We start from the raw sequence: 21,914 nt of genomic DNA, 5'->3' as shown, positions 1-21,914 counted from the left end.
GGCCGATCTGCCGCTCACGCCGGCACGGTGGGAGACCTGCGCCCCCACGGCGTGACGGTGGCCGGCCGCGCCGGTGTGCCTGCGCCCGTGCCTCGGCAGGTGGCCGGCGGCGCCGGCTACGGCGTGGCGAGCGGAATGACGACGGCGAACGGCAGGCTGGGGGATTCCGCTCCGCCGGGTGCCTCGATGGAGACGGCCAGTTCGCGGCTGGTGGAGATGCCGTCGATAACCACCGGCTTGCCCGAGGTGATGTCGGCGGCGTCGATGGTGCCGGCCGACACCGGCGCCGAACCGTCCGCCGGAAGCCGCCAGACCTGGTACGTGCGCCCCTCGGACGCCTGGACGCCGTGGAACGTCAGGACGGCGGCGTTCTCGCGGAGCGACACCGAGGCATCCACGGTGCCGCCTCCCTCCAGTTCCTGCTGGCTGGCGACGACGTCCGCGGCAGCCGTGACGTCCTGGTCCGAGGTTCCGCCCACGGTTTTCGCTACGGCGATGGCCCCCACCACCACGACGACAGCGGCCAGGGCAAGCAGCAGCCACTTCGTGACGGCCGGCATCGGCCGCCGCCCGGCGTCTTCCGATCCGCCGGTGAGCTGGTCGGCGTGCAGCACGGAGGCATCGTCATCCGGTGCGTAGTCGTTGTCCCCGGGGGAGTTACCGGGGCTGGCCAGGCGATCAGATGGCTGGGGCGTATCCATAGGATTCAAGTCTATCCGTCCCCGCCGAAGGCAGGGTCCAGCCCGACACGCCGCCGCACCGCACAGCGTGGCGCTACAGTTTGGCCCCGGCAAAACCGTGCTGCCGCCACGCCTCATAGACGGCGATGGAGGCCGCGTTGGCCAGGTTCAGCGACCGCAGCGACGGAAGCATGGGCAGGCGCAGCCGCGCCGTGACGTGCGGATCCTGTTTGACCGATGCCGGCAGCCCGACCGACTCCGGCCCGAACATCAGCACGTCGCCGCGAGCGTAGGCGACGTCCGCGTAGGAGCGTTCCCCGTCGGACGCAAAAGCGAAGACCCGTTCCGGCTGCAGGGCGTCCCACGCAGCCTCCAGATCCGCGTGGACCCGGACCACGGCAAGATCGTGGTAGTCCAGCCCGGCGCGGCGCAGCTTGGAGTCTTCGAAGGTGAAGCCCAGCGGCTCGACCAGATGCAGTTCGGCTCCGGTGACCGCGGCCAGCCGGATGGCGTTGCCGGTATTGCCGGGGATTTCGGGGGCGTAGAAGAGGATGCGGAACACGGATTACATCCTAAACGCGCCTCAGCCGCGGCCCGGCATCCGGCTGGCGGGCGGAGCAGCGCCCGGGCGGGCGGAGAAGCACGCCGTCAGGCGTGCATGCCGCCCAGCAACTTCGCGAGCGAGGGGACGTGCACGGTGTTTGGCGCCGGGCCGGAGGACAGGAACTGTTTGAGCTCGCGCACCAGCCGCGCCGCGTTGACCACGTGCACCGGGACGATCCCGTCCGGGTCGTAGCCGCGCGTGTAATCGATCACCGGTTCGTGGAGGTTCCCGTCGGCGGAGTGGATCACCGTCCAACCGGTGACATTGAGCTCCGGAAACAGTTCCTGCATCCTGCGCACCGCCGGTGCCAGCCTCGGCGGTTCCACGAGCCGTCCGTCCTTGTGCAGGGTGCGGCCGTCCCAGCGGAAATTCCCCCGCGGCAGCAGCATCGAATCAATCAGTGCCAGCCGGTAGCCTGCCAACAGTGCGTGGTCGATGAAGCCGTTGTCCGCCGGCGAGTGCAGGCCGTTGACCAGCCGTGCGGACGGGATGGCCGGCAGGATCTGCCGGCTGATCAGCTGCGCCGTCAGCGCCTCGCGCCGCAGCCGGGCCCCGGCGCCGAAGATGCCACGCTTCCGCGGCGCCCCATGGATGTGTTGGCGGGCGATGTTCTCCGGCAATGCGGGGGATTCGTCCGGGGAGCCGTAGGCGGGAACATAGACGGGGGAGTCCGACGCCGACGGGCCGCGTTGTCCGGGCGCAGAGTGCCGGGGGCCGGAGCCGGCCGCGAAGGTTCCGGTGCTGTCCGTCGGGGCGCCCGGGCCGGCGGCACCGTAGGAACGGTCGTAGCGGGACCTGGCCTGCGGGTTGCTGAGGACTTCGTAGGCCTGGCTGACGCGGCGAAACTCGGCGGCATCCCCGCCATGGTCCGGGTGCGTGGCACGGGCGGCCCGGCGGTACGCGGCCTTGATCTGGTGCGCCGTGGCATTAACCGGCAACCCCAGGACGTCGTAGTGGGATAGGGGAATCACCGGCCGCCTCTCTGTCGGGTCTCGGGAGTCCTGCGCGAAGCCAAGTGTAACTGCCGGCCGCCTGTGTCGGACCGCGACCGCGGGCCGCCGCGATGCCACAATGATCTGCTGTGACCTCGCTGCCGTCCTCCGCGCCGATCGCCGTCGCCGTCAACCCCCGTGCGTCCTTTGGAACGGCCGCCGGTGCCGGAGCGGAGGTCATGGCCGAGCTCGCCCGGCGTGGCCGCCCCGCCGTCGAGCTGCGGGCGGAAACGGGGGCCGTGCTCGCCGACCTGGTCGCCGGCGCGCTGCGCCGCGGGGTCTCCGCCCTCCTGGTGGTGGGCGGTGACGGAATGGTTCACTTAGCAGTCAACGCGCTGGCGGGCACACAGGTTCCGCTGGGCATCGTGCCGGCGGGCACCGGAAACGACTTTGGCCGGCTGTTCGGCCTGCCCGCCGGGCCGGCCGCAGCCGTCGGGCACTTCCTGCACGCCTTGGAGCAGCCGCGCAGGGTGGACCTTGGCCGGGTGACGCATCCGGACGGGTCCACGGCCTGGTTCGCCGGGGTGCTCTCGGCCGGCTTCGATGCGGCCGTCAACGACCGTGCCAACCGCTGGAGGTTCCCCCGCGGCCGGCTGCGCTATCCGCTGGCCATGCTGCGCGAACTCGCTTCCTTCCGGCCCATCCGCTACAGCCTCGTCGTGGACGGCGTGCCGCGGGAGGTCGACGCGATGCTCGTCGCCGTGGCCAACGGCCGCTCCTTTGGCGGCGGGATGCGCATTGTGCCGGGGGCGGCGTACGACGACGGTTTGCTGGATCTGTTCATCGTCTCGCCACTGTCCCGTCCGGCCTTCGTCGGCATCTTTCCGCGCGTCTACGCCGGCCGGCACCTCGGCCATCCGGCCGTCCGCATTGAGCGGGTCAGGACGGTCCGGTTGGAGGCCGCCGGCGTCACCGCTTACGCCGACGGCGAGCGTATGGGGAGGCTGCCGGTGTCCGTGGACGTGGTCCCCGGTGCGCTGTCCGCGGCGGTGTAACGCAACAGCAGCATCGACCCGGACTCAAGCACCTGCCGCAGTTGAAGCCGCTGCAGCGACTCGCGCGCGCCGGGAACATGGTCCGATATCCGCTTGGCGGCCCCGCCGGTTAACACCGGGCTGATCGTCAGGCACAGCTCGTCCACCAGCCCCGCCGCCTGGAAGCTGCCGAAGAGAAGCGGCCCGCCCTCGCTGTGGATCTGCTCGTAGCCGCGGGCGGCCAGCGCCTTCACCACCCGCGCCGGTTCCACCCTGGTGGTGCCGGCGTCGAGCACGTCGGCCACCGGTTCCAGCGCCCGGCGCCGGGTCGCGGGCGACGCGGCGCTGGTCAGCACGATCGGCCGCACGGGCGCGGCGGTGAAGAATGCGCTGCCCGGATCCAGGTCCAGCGACGCCGAGACCACGGCGACAGGCGGATGCGCACTCATGCCGCGGGCCAGGCGCCACGCCTGGGACTCCGCCGAGAGCAGCTCGCCGCCGTAGCCTTCGGCCCGGATCGTTCCGGCACCGACCAGCAGGACATCGGCCAGCCTGCGCAACAGCAGGAAGACCCGCTGGTCCACCTCGTCGCCCAGGGTTCCGGAGCGGCCGGCATAGGTCGAGGCGCCGTCCAGGCTGGCCACGAAATTGAAGCGGACCCACGGGCCGGAGCGGGGGAGATCGCCGTACCAGGCCAGCAGCTGCTGGTCGGTAGCCTGCTCCGGCCCAGGCGGCAGGAGGCGCCGGATCGGGCGCGTCACGGCGCCGCCGGTTCGTTGACGTCGCCCATGTTGTGCCTCAGGCAGGACGGTTCCCGCCAGGCCATCACGGCCTCGGTCATGCGGATGGCCGAGCTGGCTTCCGCGACGTTGTGCATGCGCAGGATCCGCGCCCCGTTCATGATGCACATTACCGCGGCGGCCAGCGAGCCGGAGAGCCGTTCCTGCTTGCGCTGCGCCAGCGTCTCGCCGATGAAGTCCTTGTTGGACACAGCCGCCAGCGCCGGGTAGCCGAGGGACGCGATTTCGGCAAAGCGCCGGGTGATTTCCAACGAATGCAGCGTGTTCTTGTTCAGGTCGTGGCCCGGGTCGACGATGATTTTCCCGGCCGGGATGCCCAGGTCGAGGGCCAGCTGCACCTTTCGTCGCAGGAACGCGGCGACGTCGTCGACCACGTCGTCGTAACGGGGGCGGGGATAGACGGTGCGCGGGGCGGCGAGCGAGTGCGTGATGACCAGATGCGCCCCGCCTTCCGCCACGACCGCCGCCAGCTCCGGGTGGTGCAATCCGGTGGTGTCGTTGATGACGTTGGCTCCGGCGCGGATGCTCGCTTCGGCCACCTCGGGCAGGAAGGTGTCGGCGGAGATGATGGCGTCCGAACCGGCCCGCACGGCCGCGATGACCGGGACAACCCGCTCGGCTTCCTCGCGCGCTGACAATGCCGGGCCCGGGGCGAACGGCACGCCGCCGATGTCCACCCAGTCCGCGCCCGCGGCCACCGCCGCCAGGGCGGCGTCGATGGCGGCCCGCCGGGTGAAGGTGCGGCCGGTGTCGTAGAAAGAGTCGGGGGTGCGGTTGACGATGGCCATCAGCGCCACCTGGCGGCGGAAGTCGATCCGTCGGACACCGAAGTCATGCACCGGGTGGTACAGCTCGGGCAGGAAGGCGCTGGACGGCGACCGCGTCGTCAGTGGCTGGCTCACAGGCTGGTCAGCTCCTTGTCGGGATTGGACAGGTCCGCGGCATCGACGCTGCGGCCGGAACGGATCAGGTCCTGGATGGGCTCCTGGACGTCCCAGATATTTACATTCATACCAGCCACCACCTTGCCCTCACGCAGCCAGAACGCGATGAACTCCAATGAGTCCAGGTCCTGGTAGTTGCCCCGGAACACCGGCTCGCCCCGCGCCGACCAGGGGAAATAGCCGGAGTACTCCATGCCGATCCCGAACTGGTCGGTGTAGAAGTACGGGATGTCGTCGTTGGACGCGTCCTGGCCCAGCATGGCGGCAGCGGCGGTCTTCCCTTGGGCCAGGGCGTTCGCCCAGTGCTCGCTGCGCAGCGGGCCGCCGTAACCGGGATGGTAGGCATGGGCAACGTCGCCGGCAGCGTAGACATGCTCGGCGGAGGTGCGCAGGGTCTGGTCGGTGTCAATGCCGCTGGACACGGCCAGCCCCGCAGCTTCGGCCAAGGCGGTGTTCGGGACGGCGCCGATGGCCACCAGGACCAGGTCGGCGGGCAGGCGCTCGCCGTTGTCCAGGACAATGCCGGCGACCCTGCCCTCCCCGTCGTTGCCGTCCTCGCCGAAAATTTCCACCGGCCAGCGACGGGTGCGCAGCAGGACGCCCTCGCGGCGGTGGGTATCGGCGAAGATGCTGCCGATGGCGTCGCCCAGGGCGGGGGCGAGCGGGATGTCGCCGCGGCCCAGGACCGTGACCTCGTTGCCGAGCTGGCGCGCCGTGGCCGCAACCTCCATGCCGACCCAGCCCATGCCGATCACGACCAGCCGCTGGTCCCCGGAAGCCAGCACGGCGTGCAGGGCCCGGCTGTCCGCCAGCGTGCGCAGGTAGTGCACGCCGCCCAGCCCGGCGCCGGGCAGCTCCAGCCTGCGCGGCGATGCCCCGGTGGCCAGCAACAGCTGCGAGTACTCCAGGGTGCCCGCATCGGCGAGCGAGACGGTACGCGCAGCGGGGTCGAAGGATTCCACCGTGGTGCCGCGCAACAGTTGGACGCCGTGCTCCGCATACCAGTCGGGTTGCTGCACGAGCCCCGACTGTTCATCCTCCCGGCCCGCCAGAAAGCCCTTGGACAGCGGCGGACGAAGATAAGGGTGCTGGTCCTCGGCGCCGGCCAGCACGATCTCGCCGCCGAAGCCGCCTCTGCGCAGCTCCCTGGCCGCTGTCGCACCGGCCAGGCCGGCCCCGGCGATGACGATCGGTTTCCCAGCCATGGCAGCGCTCCTTCATGTGCCGGCGGGCACGCGGCGGGTCCGCCCCCTGGCCGCCGATCTGATGGAAGCACCGGCAGCTGCCTGTCGGGGCAGGGCCAGATGTTCTAAAATGGGTACATCCGACTTTAGAAACCGGTTCCGGATAAGTCAATGCACCCCCCACCGGAAAGGACCCCATGGCCGACCAGCCGCCACCCGGACTCCCCGCCGTCTCGGCCCTGGGCGACGACGTCCGCCGCCGCCTCTTCGAATTCGTCCGCTACAGCGCCGAACCGGTGACCCGGGACCAGGCAGCCGCCGCCCTGGATTTGCCGCGCAGCACCGTGTCCCTCCAACTGGACGCGCTCGCCGGGCACGGACTGCTGAGCATCGAGTTCCGGAAACTCAGCGGTAAATCCGGGCCGGGCTCCGGCCGGCCGGCCAAGGTCTACGCGGCAGCGGTGCCCGAAGTATCGGCCTCCGTGCCGGAACGTGCCTACGGCCTGGCCGGCGAGTTGCTGGCCACGGCGGTCGAGGAATCGGCCAAGACCGCCCGCCCGGCGCATGAACTGGTGGCCGAGGCCGCCCACGCCAAGGGCCGCGAACTGGGGGCCGGCGCCGGCGGCCTGGCGGAAGCCCTCGCCGCGGCGGGCTACCGGCCGCTGCCGGATGCGGCCGGTTTCGCGCTGGGGAACTGCCCGTTCCACTTGCTGGCCCGCAGCCACACGGAAACGGTATGCGGCCTGAACCTCGCCCTGCTGCAAGGGATGCTGGCCGGCTGCGCGGACCAGTCCCACGGCGTCGCCGCAGATCCGGACGGGCCGTTCTGCTGCGCCAGGATCAACCGGCGCTGAAACGCCCGCGGGCTCCGGGCCTCCCGGGGCCGGGCGACGGGCTGAAACCAAGCGCACCGGGGCATGTAAAATATTGGCGTGCCCGTGTACCTTGACCACGCGGCGACCACGCCCCTTGTGGCGCAGGCCCTGGCCGCACTCACCCGTGAACTCAGCCGCAGCGGAAACCCCTCCTCGCTGCACGGTTCCGGCCGGCGTGCCCGCAGGGTGGTCGAGGACGCCCGCGAGACCATCGCCGCCGCGGCCGGGGCGCATCCGTCCGAGGTGATTTTCACGTCCGGCGGTACCGAAGCCGATAATCTTGCCGTCAAGGGCCTGTACTGGTCCCGGCGCGATGCAGACCCCCGGCGGCGGCGGATCCTGTGTTCGCCGGTGGAGCACCACGCCGTGCTCGACACGGTGGAATGGCTGGCGAAGCATGAGGGCGCCGAGGCGGTCTGGCTGCCGGTCGACGCCCACGGCGTGGTCTCCGTCGAGGCCCTGCGGCGGGAAATCGAAGCCGACCCCGCGGCCGTGGCGTTGGTCACCGTCATGTGGGCCAACAACGAGGTCGGCAGCGTCCAGCCGATGGCAGAAATAGCCGCCGCCGCGAAGCCGCACGGCATCCCGGTCCACTCGGACGCCGTCCAGGCGTTCGGCCACCTGCGGGTGGATTTCAAGGCCTCCGGGCTGGACACCCTCGCCATCAGCGGGCACAAGATCGGCGGCCCGGTGGGGGTCGGTGCGCTGCTGGTCGGCCGGGACGTGAAGCTGACGCCCGTCCAGCACGGCGGCGGCCAGGAACGCGACATCCGGTCGGGCACCCTGGACACCCCGGCGATCGCGGCCTTCGCCGCGGCCGCGGAGGCCGCCGTCGGGCAGTTGCCGGAAGAAGCCGCACGGCTGGCGGAATTGCGCGACCGGCTCATCGCCGGCGTCGCGCGCGGCGTGCCGGAGGCGGTGTTGCGGGGCACTCCGGATCCGCAGCACGAGGGCCTGCGGCTGCCCGGCAACGCGCATTTCACCTTCCCGGGCTGCGAGGGCGATTCGCTGTTGTTCCTGCTGGACCTGGCCGGCGTCGAGTCCTCCACCGGCTCGGCCTGCACCGCGGGAGTGCCCCGGCCGTCGCACGTCCTGCTGGCCATGGGGCTGACCGAAGAAGAAGCCCGCGGGGCCCAGCGCTTCACGCTCGGGCATACAACTACCGAGTCAGACGTTGACTCACTGGTGGCGGCGCTGCCGGAGGCATACGCGCGGGCCAGGAAGGCCGGGATGGCCGGCCACGTCTCCAGCATCCAGACCGCGGGCACGCAGTCCGGCTGAGGCCTCGGCGGACCGGGCAGGTGCGGTGGGGTGCACGGAACGTGGCGGCCGCGGCGGACACGACAACGAATCAGTAGGGAAACGAATTCATGAAGGTACTGGCAGCGATGAGCGGCGGCGTGGACTCCGCCGTGGCGGCGGCACGGGCGGTGGAGGCCGGCCACGACGTGGTGGGCGTGCACCTGGCCCTGAGCCGGATGCCCGGCACCCTGCGCACCGGCAGCCGGGGCTGCTGCACCATCGAGGATTCGCGCGACGCCTGGCGCGCCTGCGACATCCTGGGCATCCCGTACTACGTCTGGGACTTCTCCGAGCGGTTCAAGGAAGACGTGGTGGACGATTTCATCGCCGAATACGCCGCCGGCCGGACGCCGAACCCCTGCATGCGCTGCAACGAGCGGATCAAGTTCGCCGCGCTGCTGGAGAAGGCTCTGGCGCTGGGGTTCGACGCGGTGTGCACCGGCCACTACGCCAAGGTCATCGAGGACGAGCACGGCAACCGCGAACTGCACCGCGCCGCCGACTGGGCCAAGGACCAGTCCTACGTGCTGGGCGTGCTGACCCACGAGCAGCTGAAACATTCCATGTTCCCGCTGGCCGAAACGCCGTCCAAGGCCGAGGTCCGCGCCGAGGCGGCGGCGCGCGGGCTCTCCGTGGCGAACAAGCCGGACAGCCATGACATCTGCTTCATTTCCGACGGCGACACCCGCGGCTGGCTGGCCGAAAAGATCGAGATGGAATCGGGATCCATCGTTGACCAGGACGGCCAGGTGGTCGGCGAACACGAGGGCGCCAATGCGTTCACCGTCGGCCAGCGCCGCGGACTGAAGCTGGGCCGGCCCGCCCCGGACGGCAAGCCGCGGTTCGTGCTGGAGATCCGGCCCAAGGAGAACAAGGTGGTGGTGGGCCCCGAGGACCTGCTGGCCGTCGACCAGATGCGCGGCATCAAGGTCTCCTGGGCGGGCCTGCCGTTGCCCGAGGTCGAGGCGCACACCGAGTTCGACTGCATGGTGCAGGTCCGCGCGCACGGCGACCCGGTGGCGGCGCGGGCGCAGGCGGAGGTTGGCGAGGATGGCCGGCAGCAGTTGGTCGTGACCCTCCTCGAGCCGATGCGCGGCGTGGCCCCGGGCCAGACCATGGTGCTCTACCAAGGAACCAGGGTGCTGGGCCAGGCAACAATCGACTCGGCGCGTTCGCTGAGCTGGGACCCGGCCAACGTTTCCTAGATGAAGCGGCCCGCCCGGCGCGGAACCCCTTCGTCCGGGCCGCGCCGGCGGCCATCGTCCTTTCGGCCCGGGGACGCGGGCCGGGACGGGCGGTGCTTCACAGAGCGGTAACCGGTGCACCTCCCGCGCGGGCCGAACCATAAACTGGTGGCATGACCGACCCCCACCTTGCCGATGACTACGACCCGACCGCCAGCTCCCTCTCCGACCAGGTAGCGCCCGAGGTGATGGAGGAGCTGTTGGCGGTGCGGGGAAGCATCGACAACATCGACGCGACGCTGGTCTATCTGCTCGCCGAGCGGTTCAAGGCGACCCAGCGGGTGGGGTACCTGAAGGCCGCGCACAAACTGCCGCCGGCGGACCCCGATCGCGAGACCGCCCAGATCAACCGGTTGCGGCGGCTGGCCGAAGAAGCGCATTTGGATCCGGCCTTCGCCGAGAAGTTTCTGAACTTCATCATTTCGGAGGTCATCAGGCACCATCAGGCCATCTCCGACGAGCACAACGGCTGCAACTGACGTGGCCGCCGGTTCCCACGGGCCTGCCGCCGACGTGCCCACCGCCGGGCGGCCCGCCCACGTGAGCGCCACCGGGCTGGGCAGCTGGCCCGGCACGGAACCAGCCGAGGCCGCGCGCATCGTCCGCGGTGAACTGGGCGAGCCGAACCTGCCGCATCTGGTCGAGCTGCCGGACCGAGGCGCCGGGTCGGATCCGACCGCACGAACCGCGGGCATGCTGGAGGGGCTGTTCATCGATCTGCAGCCGCACGGCTGGCGCTTGGTGGACCGTCCGGGGCAGGATCACCGCAGGACCGTGTCCGCGCTGCGGACCGACCTGAACGTGCTGGCCGATGTGGTCGGCGCCGAAGACCGCCCCGGCAGCCAACTCAAAATCCAAATGCGCGGACCGATGTCCCTGGCCGCCAACCTCCACCTGCACAACGGCGAACGCGCCCTGATCGACGCCGGCGCCCGGCGGGACCTCGCCCAGTCGCTCGCGGCAGGCGCGGCCGGACACCTGGCCAACGTCAGGGCCGCGCTGCCGGCCGGCACGGAACTGGTGGTCCAGCTCGAGGAGCCGGAGCTCGATGCCGTGCTGGCCGGGACCATCCCCACGGCCAGCGGATACCGCACGCTGCGCGCGGTCGCGGCCACGGAGGCCTCCGCCGGCTGGGATTTGGTGGCCGCCGCACTGCGCGATGCCGGAGCCGTGGAGGTGGTGGCCCTGGTCCCCGCCGCCGATGCGTCCCTCGACGCCGTGGCGGGCAGCGCACTGGACGGGCTCGCCCTCCCTACCGGTGCCCTGACCACCCGGCAGTGGGAGACCATCGCCGCCGCGGTGGAAGCGGACCGGACCGTGTGGGCAGGCATCATTGACCCGGCCGCGGGCGCCGTTCCGCAGGTCAGCGCGCTCGTCGATGCGGTCGTCCGTCCCTGGCGGCAGCTGGGCCTGCCGTTGACGCGGCTGCCCCGGGTGAGGATCACGCCCTCCGCCGGCCTGGCCGGACGTTCGCCGGAGACGGCGCGCGCGGTGGTCAAGCGGCTCACCCAGACGGCCGACGCCCTGAACCAGGTCGTCGCCGAGGCATGAGCCCGGAGCGGCTCCGCCCGGAGCGGCTCCGACAAGAGCCGGCGGCGGGCGGCCGGCAAAGAATCCCGGATTGCGCGCTGTGTTGGACTTCGATTAGGCGTGCACCGCGTACGTAAAGGATCCGGAGTATTCCAGCACGGTGCCGAGTTGGCGCTGGATGACCTTTGTCCGGATCCGGAAACGGCCCTCGGATCCGTCCCACCACTGTTCCGTGAAGGCCGCGGCATCCAGCAGCAGCGGAAGCCCGATGGTGAGCGGGCCGGCTGATATCCGGCATCGCCGCGACGCGAGGCGCATCCGGCCGTCGGCACCGACCGAGCACGCCACGTCCGTCAGCAGCCGACCGCTGCGGCCCAGCGCACCGACGGGCCGGCGCAGATCGTCGTCCCAGCTGGTCCGGTCCTCCACGATCCGGGTCCGGTCGTCGAAGCTGAGCGTCCTGACGGCGGTGAGCTCCGGCTGGCCGCTGGCGTTCAGGGAAGCCCGGTTCTCGATGCTGAAGGGCACATTCTGCTGGTACTCGGGGAACAGAGCGTTGTCGCCGCTGGTCAGGCCGAGGAACGGCCGCATCGCCGGAACCGGGCAGCCGGCGACGTCGAACAGGCCGGACCCGATGCCCCGGGCTTCGTGTCGGCCGTCGTCCGCTGCCGGCGGGGCGAGCGAGAAGTATTCCTGCAGTTCGGGCGCCAGACGGGGAAAGTCCGGCCCCAGGGCCATCTGGTAGACGGAAACCATTGCATCACCATCCGGGTCGGGAGGCGGGCCGGCCAGGCAGGCCGGCAGCGGGGTCCATGGCGGTTACAGCCGTCCGGCGGCTTTGAGCCGGATGTACAGGTCGGCCAGTTGAGGCGGCAGTTCGTGCGGGGGAGCGTCCACCACTTCCGCGCCGAACTGGCGGATCTGCGCGGCGACTGCCGCCCGTTCCAGCACGGCACGCTCGGCGGCGGCGGCCCGGTACGTGTCGTCGGCGGTCCCGCGGACGGCGCGCAGCCGGTCCACGTGCGGATCGCTGACGGAGGCGACCACCACGGTGTGCTTGGCTGTCAACTGGGCCAGCACCGGCAGCAGCCCCTCCTCCGCCGCCCCGGAGTCCAGCGAGGTCAGCAGCACCACCAGCGACCGGTGCGAGGACAGGGCGTGGATCTCCGCGGGTATCTGCGACCAGTCCGCTTCGATCAGTTCCGGTTCCAGCGGGGCCATGGCGTTGACCAGCTGGTTGAGCAGGTTGCCCTTGGCCGAGGAGGCGACCCTGGCCCGCGGCCGCCGGTCGAAGGCCAAAAAATCCACGCGGTCGCCGCCGCGCTCGGCGAGCACGGCCAGCAGCAGCGAGGCCTCGATTCCGGTGTCCAGCCGCGGCTCGTCCTCGATCCGTGCGGCCGAGGTGCGGGAGGTGTCCAGCACGATCACTACCCGGCGGTCGCGTTCGGGACGCCAGGTGCGGACGACGACGGCCTGCCGCCGGGCGGTGGCGCGCCAGTCGATGGAGCGCACGTCGTCGCCGCGCACGTAGTCGCGCAGCGAATCGAATTCGGTGCCGGCCCCGCGGATTTGCACCGCCACGCGGCCGTCCAGTTCACGCAGCTTGCGCAGCTTGGAGGGCAGGTGACGTTTGGAATGGAACGGCGGCAGCACCCGCAGCCGGCCGGGCAGGGCGATGGTGATCTGGCGCGCGGCCACCCCCAGCGGCCCCAGCGACCGGACGGTGACGTGGTGCGCCTGCAGGTCGCCGCGGCGCTGCGGCGTCAGCTGCACCTCGACCAGCCGCCGTTCCCCCGGCGCCAGTCGCACGCGCTGCTCCGGGTTGGCGGCGCCGGCCGAGGGCTGCCAGCCGTCGCGCACCACGGCCCGCAGCCGGCGGCGGCCATGGTTGGCCAGCAGCAGCCGGGCCGTCACGGATTCCCCCAGCCGGACATTCGACGGCAGCCTCCGCTGCAGCCCGACGCGGCGCGGCGACAGCGCCAGCGACAGGTCCACGCCGACCGCCGCGGCCAGCAGCAGGCAGCACACCAGAGCCGTGACGGGGCGCGGGAAGAGCATCAGCGGGATGACGCCCGCCAGGGCCAGCAGGACGAAACGTCCGGTGATCGCCACGGCGTCACTCAGCGGGGGACCGGCACGGTGGCCAGGATGCTCTGCAGCACGTCGTCGGCCTGCACGCCGTCCATTTGCGCCTCCGGCCGCAGTCCCACCCGGTGCCGCAGCGCCGGCAGGGCCATCGCCTTGACGTCGTCCGGCGTGACAAAACCGCGGCCGTTCAGCCACGCCCAGGCCCGGGAGGTGTTGAGCAGGGCGGTGGCGCCGCGCGGCGAAACGCCCAGCTGGAACGACGGCGCGGACCGCGTGGCCCGGACCAGGTCCACGATGTAGCCGACCACCTCCGGCGCGATCGCCACCCGGGCCACGGCGGCCCGGGCCCGCACCAGGTCCTCGGCGGAGGCGGCGGCCCGCACCCCGGCGGCCTGCAGGTCGCGCGGGTCGAAGCCCTGGCTGTGGCGGCGGATGATTTCGATTTCCGCGTCCCGGTCGGGCAGGTGCATGGTGAGCTTCAGCAGGAAGCGGTCCAGCTGCGCTTCCGGCAGCGGGTAGGTGCCCTCGTATTCCACCGGGTTCTGCGTGGCCGCCACGATGAACGGTTCGGGCAGCTTCCGTGAGGTGCCGTCCACCGACACCTGGCGTTCTTCCATCGCTTCCAGCAGCGAGGCCTGCGTCTTCGGCGGCGTCCGGTTGATTTCGTCGGCCAGGAGGATGTTCGTGAAGACCGGGCCCTCCCGGAAGCGGAATTCGGCCGTGTGGGTGTCGTAAATCATGGAGCCGGTGACGTCGCCCGGCATCAGGTCGGGCGTGAACTGGATCCGCTTGGTGTCCAGGCTCAAGGCGGCGGAGAGCGAGCGGACCAGCAGCGTCTTGGCGACGCCGGGCACTCCCTCCAGCAGCACATGCCCGTGCGACAGCAGGGCGATCAGCAGCCCGGTGACGGTGGCATCCTGGCCCACCACTGCCTTCGCCACTTCGGTGCGGACGTCATGCAGGGTCTGGCGCAGGCGGTCGTCGTCGGCGGGCGGCGTGGCGACGGCCGGCCCTCCGCCGTACTGGGATGCCTGCCGCTGTCCTGGCTGATCGCTCATCGGTGCGTTACCTCTTTCTCTAGCTGCTGCAGTTCTTGTGCCCAGGCCGCCAGCCGGGCTTCGGTGCCGGGTGCCTCGTGGCGCAGGAGGCGCTCCAGTTCGGCACGCGGGCGGCTGCTGTCCCGGGCTACCGCATCGACGACGTCGGCGCTCGCGGCGCCTGCGGGCAGCCGCAGGTGGGCGGCGAGCCGGGTCAGGGTGGCGGCGCGCAGGTTGTCGGCGGCGTGGTTCACGGCCTTGGCGCTCCGGTACAGCCGGGCACGGCCCTCGATCGTCTCGGCCGAGCGGACCACCACCGGCAACGGCTCGGACACCAGGGGCCCGAGCCGGCGTCCGCGCCAGAACATCGCGGCGACGCCGACGGCCATGAGCCACAGGGACACCGGAAGCACCCAGGCGGGCAGCAGGCTCATGGGGTTGACCGCTTCGCCGGACACCGGAAGGTCCTCCAGTCCCGCCCGGTACCACACCAGCCGCTCGGTGGCTCCCAGCGTGCGCAGGGCCAGCGCGGCGTTGCCGGCGCGGACGACGCCTTCGTTGCTGAGCACATGGCCGGCGCCGAGCACGATGGTGGCTCCGTCGTCGGACACGACGAAGGGCGCCGCGTCATCGGCCGGTGTCTCGAAGGCGAAGCACAGCTCGCCGCCGCCGCGGTAGGCCAAGCCGCCGCGGGTGATTTCGCCGGCCGCGGCGGGGCCGGGCAGGCCGCAGGCGGCCGCGAGGTTGCCCCCGTCGGCAGGGACGACGCCGGCGGCCCGGACGCCGGGGGCAAGGGCCCGCAGCGCCTCGAAGCCGGGCTCGAGCAGCACGATCCGCGCGGCCTGCTCCTTCAGCGGTTTCAGCTGCCCGGCGGTCAGGTAGCCGTCCGGGTCGTGGATCAGCAGGGCGGCGTCGCCTGCCGTCAGCTGGTCCCGGGTCTCCTGCAGCGAATTCGTGGCGGTCACCTGCACCCCCTGCTGGCGAAGCACTTCGGCCACGGCCTGGGCCCCGTTGGGCGCGGCGTTGCCGGGGGAGAGGTCGGCGCGGTCGGCGGCCGGGCCGCGGAGCAGTTCCAGCGCCACGACGCCGCACAGCAGCACCAGCAGCAGGAGCCAGAAGCTCCACCGGCGCAGCCGGTCGCGCAGCGTGGACAGCACCGAGCCGCCGTCGCCGACGGTTTCCGGCAGGTCTCCGGGTGCGCCGCCGGTTCCGGTGGTGCCTCCGGCGAAGCTGTTGGCTGCCGCAGCAGTCCGGTCCGCGGCGCGTGCGTGGCTCATCGCGGAACCGCCAGCGGCGCCGGGCCGCTGCCGCCCGGCTGCGGGGAGGCCGCGGCCAGGGAATCGTCCAGGGCCGCCAGCTGGTCAAGGTCCGCACGCGTGGCGGGAACGTTGCCGTACCGCACGGCGTCGAACCGGTTGGCCGCAACCCGCAGCCGCCCGGCCTCGGCGCCGAACGCGGCGGCGATGCCTGCGGCCGCTTCGTCGGCGGTGCGGCCCGGCCGGGCATCCAGGACCACCCGCTCTTCCATCGAGCGCACCAGCGCGCGGAACCGCTCCGTCAGCGCCGCATCCCAGTCGCCCCGGTCCGCGGCCGCCCGGGACTTGCGGCGGTGTTCGTCGGCTGTGAGCGGGACGGCGCCGTCGAACATCTCCGCCGCCGCGCGGCTGCGGGCGTTGCGCCGGGGCTTGATCAGCCACACGGCCGCGCCGATCAGCAGCAGGGCGGCCAGGACCAGGACCAGCGTGCCGAGATTGGGGCTGAAGCCATTGAGTTGGGCGACCAGCCCGGCCAGCCAGTCGAGGATGGCCTGCAGCACCGATTCCAAGACCCCGGGCCGGGCATCCTGGTACTCCTCCTTGGCCAGTTCGCGGACGAGCAGTTCGCGCGCCTCTTCCGGCCCCGGCTCCACCGGGACCTCGAAGGGGACAGCTGCGGAACCCGGTGCCGCTGCCGCGATGCCCGGGGCGTGCACGGTCACGTCGGCCAGGGGCCGGCCGGCCCGGGAACCGCGGGGCCGGGTGCCGCGCCCGCGCCGAGTCCCGGAATGGTCCGGGTCTCCCGGCCGCCGGAGGCTTCATGTTCGCGCAACAGCACGACGTCGAACCCTTCGCGGCGGATCCTCAGGTCGATGTAGACCAGGGCGATCACGGCCGCTTGGAAGGCGTAGCCGATGGCCGAGAAGATGGAAGACAGCAGCATCGAGACCAGCGTGAGCGGCCCCATGGTCGCCAGCATGCTCTCGGGCGATGTGGGGTCGCCCAGCAGCGGACCGGCGAGTCCCACGATGAACGAGATGGGCATGCTGACCACGGAGGTGATCACCGTGACGATGATGGTGCACAAGAGGATGATGCCAAAGGTCCGCCACCAGCTGCGGTCGGTCAGCTGCCACGACCGGGCGAGCGCCCGGAAGACCGAGGCGCGTTCCATGATGATCACCGCAGGTGCCAGCATCAGCTTGATGCCGATCCAGACGGATACCGCCGTCAGGCCCACAATGATCAGCACGATGATCCAGGCCGAGGACACGCCGAGCTGGTCGGCCAGGAAGAAGGAGCCGGCGATGATCGCGACCAGTGCGGCAGCGGTGAGGGCGAGATAGAGCAGGGCCAGCCCGACCAGCGCACCGATCCGGCCCTTCGCAAGCGCGAACATCAGGCCGAAGCCGGTTTTCTGGTTGACCGCGGCCCGGGCGGTGGGAATGGCGAGGACGCCCTGCAGGACCAGGATCCCCACCCCGGACAGCAGGCCGAGCACGAGCGAGGAGATGATGATGGACAGGCCGAAGGCCACCGCGGATGCATCCGTGAGTTCCTCGTTGGCCATGACCTGCAGGCCGCCGAAGGCCGAAATGATCAGCCCGCCGACCAGCCAGGCCAGCGCGCTGACGACCACCTGGAGCAGCACCGCGGTGCCGAAGACCGCCGCGGCGTTCTTGCGGGCCGCCTGGAAGGCGCCGTCGAGGATCTCGCCGACGCCGAGCGGACGCAGCGGGATGACGCCCGGTTTCGGCGGAGCCACATAGCCGCGGTACGGGCCCGGACCGGCGGGCGCCGGCCAGCCTCCCTGCTGCTGTGCGCCGGGCGCGGGCTGTCCCCACACCGGCTGCGGGTTCCACCCGGGCTGGGCGGGCGGAGGCTGCTGGCCCGGCGGCGCCCACGTCGGGTGGTGCGCGCCCGGCCCGGGCTGTCCCCAGGCCGGCGGCTGGCCCCACACCGGCTGCTGCCCCCACGCAGGCTGGCCCGGCGCTTGGCTGTCGGCCCCGGACCCGGCGCCGTTGCCGGGGCCCGTGCCGTCGGGGCCCTGGCCTTGCGGATCCCTGCTGTCGTGCCCGGCGTCATTGGCCCCGTGGCTCATCGCGTCCCGTCTTCCTCATCTCGTGTCGCCGGCTGCGGGAGGCCTCCGGCGAAGTGTTAGCCTCTCATCAGCCTATAGTTTCGGTCCGCCAGTTCCTACCATCCCGGCGCGGGCCCGCCGTGGGCGCAGTGTCGGTGTGCCCTGTGCGTCGTTACGTCAGGGATGAGGGGAATAGGGAACAATAGGGAGATATGAAGGCACGCATTCTGGTCGTAGACGACGACGAGGCCCTGGCCGAGATGATCGGCATCGTGCTGCGCAACGACGGATTCGATCCCGTGTTCTGCGCGGACGGCGCGCAGGCCCTCGAGGTCTTCCGCAGCAGCAAGCCGGACCTGGTGCTGCTCGACCTGATGCTCCCGGGGCTGGACGGCATTGAGGTCTGCCGCCAGATCCGTGGCGAATCGGACGTTCCCATTGTCATGCTGACGGCCAAATCGGACACCTCCGACGTGGTCCGGGGCCTGGAATCCGGTGCCGACGACTACGTGCCCAAGCCGTTCAAGCCGGCAGAACTCGTAGCCCGGGTGCGCGCGCGCCTGCGCCCGGGCGACCAGCGGGCGCCCGAGACCCTGCGGATCGCCGACGTGGTGATCGATGTTGCCGGGCATGTGGTCCACCGCGGGGACGAGAAGATCTCGCTCACCCCGCTGGAATTCGACTTGCTGGTGGCCCTGGCCCGGAAACCTTGGCAGGTCTTCACCCGCGAATTGCTGCTGGAGCAGGTCTGGGGCTACCGCCACGCCGCAGACACCCGCCTGGTCAACGTTCACGTCCAGCGGTTGCGCTCCAAGATCGAACGCGACCCGGAGGCCCCCGAAGTGGTGCTCACGGTGCGCGGCGTCGGTTACAAGGCCGGCCAAGGGTAAGTGGAGCCGGTTCTCAGCCGGTGGACAGCCAAGCTGAAGGCGGCAGCTGAGGCCGCTTGGCATGCCACGCTGCGGGCCCGCGAGTTCCTGAACCGGAAATGGCGGCGGTCGCTGCAGTTCCGTACGGTGACCGCCGCCGTCCTGCTCACCGCCTTCGCCTTCATGGGCGTGGGCGCGTTCCTCTCCAGCCAGATCGCCTCCGGGCTCTACCAGGAGCGGGTAAACCAGGCGGAAGCCGAGTCCCGGCGCGGGCTGTCCCAGGTCAAGACAATCTTCGAGAGTTCCTCGGCCAGCGACCGGGCGACCGTCTCCAGCATGGTGGCGGACACGCTGAAACTGCTGGAAGGCACCGGCGCCGAAGCGCCGCGCTACTACCTGCTGACGCCGCTGCCGGGCGGCCAGAACCTCTACGTGTTCAGCCAGTCGAACACCTCCATCACCGCCAACATCATTCCGGAGGGGCTGGCCCGGGAAGTCGCCACCGGCACCGGGCAGTACCGCCAGGCGCTCGCGCTGCCCGTGGGCGACAGCGATGTCCCCGCGATCGGATTCGGCACCAAGGTGTCGTTGCCGCCGGGCAATTCGTATGCGCTGTACCTGATCTACGACCTCTCCTCGGTCCAGCAGACCCTGGACTTCATTCACCGGGTGCTTTGGATCGGCGGCGGGCTGCTGCTGATCCTGGTCGGCGGCATCGTCTGGCTGCTGACCCGCGCCGTCGTGCACCCGGTCAGCCAGGCGGCGATCGCCTCGGAGAAGCTGGCGGCAGGACAACTGCAGGAGCGGCTGGAAGTCCGGGGCGAGGACGAACTCGCCCGGCTGGGGGCCTCCTTCAACCACATGGCCAACAGCCTGCAGGAGCAGATCACGCAGCTGGCGGCGCTGTCGGAAATGCAGCAGCGGTTCGTGTCCGATGTGTCGCACGAACTGCGGACGCCGCTGACCACGGTCCGCATGGCCGCGGAGGTGCTGTACGAATCGCGCGGGGACTTCGATCCCATCAACGCCCGCTCCACGGAACTGCTGTACAACCAGGTGGAGCGTTTCCAGGCGCTGCTCGCCGACCTCTTGGAAATCTCCCGTTTCGACGCCGGTGCTGCCGCACTGGACGCGGAGCCGACCGATTTGGTGGAGATCGCCCGCACCGCGCTCGACGCCGCCCAGCCGCTTGCGGAGAACAGCGGGTCGGAGCTGCGGCTGATTGCCCACGAGCCGCGCTGCATCGCCGACATGGACCGTCGCAGGATCGAACGCATCCTGCGCAACCTGATTGTCAACGCACTGGAACACGGCGAAGGCAAACCGGTGGAGGTCACGGTCGGGGCAACCGAGGACGCCGTGGCCGTCTCGGTGCGGGACTACGGCATCGGGATGACGCCCATGGAAGCCTCCAGGGTGTTCGACCGCTTCTGGCGCGCCGACCCGGCCCGGGCTCGGACCACCGGCGGCAGCGGTCTGGGGCTGTCGATTTCCACCGAGGATGCCCGCCTCCACGGCGGCTGGCTGCAGGCGTGGGGCGAGCCGGGCAACGGTGCCTGCTTCCGGCTCACGCTGCCGCGGCACAGCGGCGGCACGCTTACCCATTCGCCGCTGCCGCTGCCACCGGCCGGCGCCTCCGCGTGGCACGGCCAACTGGTGGCCGAGAATGTGCTCCTCGAACAGCAGGAGGAAAACGGTGTTCCGGATCCCAGCTGAGCCTGCCCGCCCCTCCCGGCTGCGCGCCGTCGTCGTCATGCTCTGTGCCATGCTGGCGCTGGTCTCCTGTTCCTCCATCCCGATGTCGGGGCCGGTGGGCACGGTCCAGGCCGATTCGGGCGAAACCGGGGGGACCGGCTACACCTTCAACCCGCCGGGGCCGTCGCCGGGGGACTCCCCGCAGCAGATCGTCGCCGGCTTCATCCAGGCGGGCACGGCCACGCAGGACGATTACCGGATTGCGCGCGAATTCCTCGCCCCGGACCTCGCCGGCGAATGGCAGCCGGTGCAGCGGACGCTGGTGTACCGGAACGTCGTGCGGATTGTCGGATCGCCGTCCGAAACCGAATTCGTGCTCCAGGTGGAGGTCGATGCCACGATCAACGAGTCGGGCGTCCGCACCCAGGCGGAGGAAGGGGCCACCGAATCGCTGCCGGTGGAACTGGCGCAGGTGGACGGCGAATGGCGGATCTCCAGCGTTCCGGACGGGACCATGGTCTCCACGGTGGACTTCCGCACCTTGTTCTCCCCGTTCAACCTGTACTACTACGACCCGACGTACACGTATGCCGTGCCGGACGTGCGCTGGTTCGCCAACCGGCAGGGCATCTCGGCGGCCATCGTGGCTGCCATGCTGGAGGGGCCCGCGCCGTACCTGGCCGGCGCCGTGATCAGTGCCTTCCCGGAAGGCTCGCAGCTGGTTCGGCGGGCCGTACCGATCGAATCGGGGGCTGCCAGCGTGGACCTGTCGGCCGAAGTCCTCACGGGCACCACGTTCCTGCGCCGGCAGCAGATGCAACAGCAGCTGGAACTGACGCTGGGAGAGCTCAATACCGTCTCCACCGTCCAGATGACCGTGGACCAGCGGGAAGTGGACCTGGGCAATTCCCCCGATCCCCAGTTCCAAGCCGCGGTGACGGACCCCGCGGTCGGCAACGTGCAGATCGGGGTTTTGGACGAGGAACTGGTGTTTTACGAAGGATCGCGGCCGGTCAAGCCGGAAGACCTGCCGTCCGTCAGCCGGCTGCGCCCGCGCGAACCGGCGATGTCGCTGGACCAGGAACGCTTTGCCTTCCTGACCGCCGAGCGCAACCGGATGTTCGTGATCGGCGAGGACCGCCGCGCGGTGGAGGCGGCAACCGGAAGCAACCTCACCGGACCCAGCGTCGATCCCTTCGGCTGGGCCTGGGCGGCGGCCGGCGACGGCAGCGGGAAAGTCTCCGCGGTTTCCGTCGAGGCGCCGGACGAATCGGTGGCGGTCAGCGCCCAATGGCTGACGGAGCGGACCGTGACCGAGCTGCAGATTTCACGTGAAGGTTCCAGGGCGCTCATCACCACCCGTGAAGGCGAGAGCACCTCGGTCTACGTTGCCGGCGTCGTCCGCGACCAGGACGGCCGGCCCCGGGGCATCACCACCCCCAAGCGGCTGAACCCCTCGGTGCCGGTGGACTCGGGCGTCTGGGCGGACGAGGATACCGTCGTCGTCATGCAGGCCTCGCCCGACCAAGCGGTGACTGCGGAGGTGCTGAACCTGGACGGCAGCACCCTGCGGACCGCGCCCCTGCAGGGGATGGTGGAGATCAGCGCGGGCAACGGCGACCAGGACGTGTACGCCCAGACCAACGAGATGCTCTACATCCGCGTCGGCAACAGCTGGGCTCCGCAGCGAAATTCCCCGCTGGTCATCGATCCGTCCTTCCCCGGATAGCCCCGCCTCCACAGCGGCCGCAGCACCGGAA

21 protein-coding genes are annotated in these 21,914 nt (G+C 70.9%); 9 read left to right on the top strand and 12 right to left on the bottom strand.

The genetic code is table 11. The features are described 5' to 3' along the window. Positions 1-116 precede the first annotated feature (116 nt). From AC5RWG_RS04825 to AC5RWG_RS04815, 3 genes are all read right to left on the bottom strand, one after another. Positions 117-701, bottom strand: a complete 585-nt coding sequence (locus AC5RWG_RS04825; protein WP_494166505.1) for an anti-sigma factor — start codon at positions 699-701, stop codon at positions 117-119. Positions 702-774: 73 nt separating this feature from the next. Continuing rightward, the gene (locus AC5RWG_RS04820) at positions 775-1,242 is read right to left on the bottom strand and encodes a tRNA (cytidine(34)-2'-O)-methyltransferase (RefSeq protein WP_494166504.1); all 468 of its coding nucleotides are present in this window, start codon (positions 1,240-1,242) and stop codon (positions 775-777) included. A gap of 86 nt (positions 1,243-1,328) precedes the next feature. Next, complete coding sequence (locus AC5RWG_RS04815) at positions 1,329-2,255, bottom strand: J domain-containing protein (protein ID WP_494166503.1); 927 nt, start codon at positions 2,253-2,255, stop codon at positions 1,329-1,331. Between the two features lie 110 nt (positions 2,256-2,365). Here AC5RWG_RS04815 and AC5RWG_RS04810 point away from each other — a divergent pair, with 110 nt between their 5' ends. Then, on the top strand, positions 2,366-3,271 hold the full coding sequence (locus tag AC5RWG_RS04810; protein WP_494166502.1) for a diacylglycerol kinase family protein: 906 nt from the start codon (positions 2,366-2,368) through the stop codon (positions 3,269-3,271). Here AC5RWG_RS04810 and AC5RWG_RS04805 read toward each other — a convergent pair. The 3 genes from AC5RWG_RS04805 to AC5RWG_RS04795 are packed head-to-tail and all read right to left on the bottom strand — an operon-like array spanning position 3,193 to position 6,199. Then, positions 3,193-4,011: a pyrimidine reductase family protein gene (locus AC5RWG_RS04805; RefSeq protein ID WP_494166501.1), complete on the bottom strand. Its 819-nt coding sequence runs from the start codon at positions 4,009-4,011 to the stop codon at positions 3,193-3,195. The two genes, AC5RWG_RS04810 and AC5RWG_RS04805, sit on opposite strands and share 79 nt — an antisense overlap. Then, positions 4,008-4,952, bottom strand: coding sequence for a dihydropteroate synthase (folP, locus tag AC5RWG_RS04800; protein ID WP_494166500.1), 945 nt, complete (start codon positions 4,950-4,952; stop codon positions 4,008-4,010). Before folP ends, AC5RWG_RS04805 begins: the two co-directional genes overlap by 4 nt. Continuing rightward, positions 4,949-6,199, bottom strand: coding sequence for an NAD(P)/FAD-dependent oxidoreductase (locus AC5RWG_RS04795; RefSeq protein ID WP_494166499.1), 1,251 nt, complete (start codon positions 6,197-6,199; stop codon positions 4,949-4,951). Before AC5RWG_RS04795 ends, folP begins: the two co-directional genes overlap by 4 nt. Positions 6,200-6,375: 176 nt before the next feature. Between AC5RWG_RS04795 and AC5RWG_RS04790 the strand changes: the two genes are divergently transcribed. From AC5RWG_RS04790 to AC5RWG_RS04770, 5 genes are all read left to right on the top strand, one after another. Next, the gene (locus AC5RWG_RS04790) at positions 6,376-7,032 is read left to right on the top strand and encodes a helix-turn-helix transcriptional regulator (RefSeq protein ID WP_494166498.1); all 657 of its coding nucleotides are present in this window, start codon (positions 6,376-6,378) and stop codon (positions 7,030-7,032) included. Positions 7,033-7,110: 78 nt separating this feature from the next. Next, positions 7,111-8,334 carry a cysteine desulfurase family protein gene (locus AC5RWG_RS04785; RefSeq protein ID WP_494166497.1) on the top strand — a complete coding sequence of 408 codons (1,224 nt, stop codon included), beginning with the start codon at positions 7,111-7,113 and terminating at the stop codon, positions 8,332-8,334. 89 nt (positions 8,335-8,423) lie between these two features. Beyond that, entirely contained in the window at positions 8,424-9,560 is a 1,137-nt protein-coding gene (gene mnmA / locus AC5RWG_RS04780; RefSeq protein ID WP_494075524.1) for a tRNA 2-thiouridine(34) synthase MnmA, read from the top strand. Between the two features lie 152 nt (positions 9,561-9,712). Next, complete coding sequence (locus AC5RWG_RS04775) at positions 9,713-10,078, top strand: chorismate mutase (RefSeq protein WP_494166496.1); 366 nt, start codon at positions 9,713-9,715, stop codon at positions 10,076-10,078. A 1-nt stretch (position 10,079) separates the two neighbouring features. After that, the gene (locus tag AC5RWG_RS04770) at positions 10,080-11,150 is read left to right on the top strand and encodes a uroporphyrinogen decarboxylase/cobalamine-independent methonine synthase family protein (protein WP_494139370.1); all 1,071 of its coding nucleotides are present in this window, start codon (positions 10,080-10,082) and stop codon (positions 11,148-11,150) included. A gap of 93 nt (positions 11,151-11,243) precedes the next feature. On the opposite strand, the gene AC5RWG_RS04765 is transcribed toward AC5RWG_RS04770, so the two are convergent. The 6 genes from AC5RWG_RS04765 to AC5RWG_RS04740 form a co-directional block, all read right to left on the bottom strand. Continuing rightward, positions 11,244-11,885, bottom strand: coding sequence for a DUF4166 domain-containing protein (locus AC5RWG_RS04765; RefSeq protein ID WP_494025558.1), 642 nt, complete (start codon positions 11,883-11,885; stop codon positions 11,244-11,246). 63 nt (positions 11,886-11,948) lie between these two features. Continuing rightward, the gene (locus AC5RWG_RS04760; protein WP_494166495.1) at positions 11,949-13,241 is read right to left on the bottom strand and encodes a DUF58 domain-containing protein; all 1,293 of its coding nucleotides are present in this window, start codon (positions 13,239-13,241) and stop codon (positions 11,949-11,951) included. A gap of 8 nt (positions 13,242-13,249) precedes the next feature. Continuing rightward, positions 13,250-14,275, bottom strand: coding sequence for an AAA family ATPase (locus AC5RWG_RS04755; RefSeq protein WP_494012518.1), 1,026 nt, complete (start codon positions 14,273-14,275; stop codon positions 13,250-13,252). Continuing rightward, complete coding sequence (locus AC5RWG_RS04750; RefSeq protein ID WP_494025560.1) at positions 14,272-15,531, bottom strand: DUF4350 domain-containing protein; 1,260 nt, start codon at positions 15,529-15,531, stop codon at positions 14,272-14,274. The genes AC5RWG_RS04755 and AC5RWG_RS04750 overlap by 4 nt, the downstream gene beginning before the upstream one ends. After that, positions 15,528-16,232, bottom strand: coding sequence for a DUF4129 domain-containing protein (locus AC5RWG_RS04745; protein ID WP_494025561.1), 705 nt, complete (start codon positions 16,230-16,232; stop codon positions 15,528-15,530). Before AC5RWG_RS04745 ends, AC5RWG_RS04750 begins: the two co-directional genes overlap by 4 nt. Further along, the gene (locus AC5RWG_RS04740) at positions 16,229-17,611 is read right to left on the bottom strand and encodes a glycerophosphoryl diester phosphodiesterase membrane domain-containing protein (protein ID WP_494166494.1); all 1,383 of its coding nucleotides are present in this window, start codon (positions 17,609-17,611) and stop codon (positions 16,229-16,231) included. Before AC5RWG_RS04740 ends, AC5RWG_RS04745 begins: the two co-directional genes overlap by 4 nt. Positions 17,612-17,802: 191 nt before the next feature. Here AC5RWG_RS04740 and mtrA point away from each other — a divergent pair, with 191 nt between their 5' ends. Genes mtrA through AC5RWG_RS04725 form a run of 3 tightly spaced genes read left to right on the top strand, consistent with a single transcriptional unit; the run spans position 17,803 to position 21,883 of the window. After that, on the top strand, positions 17,803-18,480 hold the full coding sequence (gene mtrA, locus AC5RWG_RS04735) for an MtrAB system response regulator MtrA (RefSeq protein WP_493989146.1): 678 nt from the start codon (positions 17,803-17,805) through the stop codon (positions 18,478-18,480). After that, the gene (gene mtrB / locus AC5RWG_RS04730) at positions 18,481-20,175 is read left to right on the top strand and encodes an MtrAB system histidine kinase MtrB (protein WP_494012514.1); all 1,695 of its coding nucleotides are present in this window, start codon (positions 18,481-18,483) and stop codon (positions 20,173-20,175) included. Next, positions 20,156-21,883: an LpqB family beta-propeller domain-containing protein gene (locus AC5RWG_RS04725; RefSeq protein WP_494012513.1), complete on the top strand. Its 1,728-nt coding sequence runs from the start codon at positions 20,156-20,158 to the stop codon at positions 21,881-21,883. The genes mtrB and AC5RWG_RS04725 overlap by 20 nt, the downstream gene beginning before the upstream one ends. Positions 21,884-21,914: the final 31 nt, after the last annotated feature.

The organism is Arthrobacter sp. Y3221160, assembly GCF_059092585.1.
This window is presented reverse-complemented; position numbering and strand designations above follow the sequence as displayed.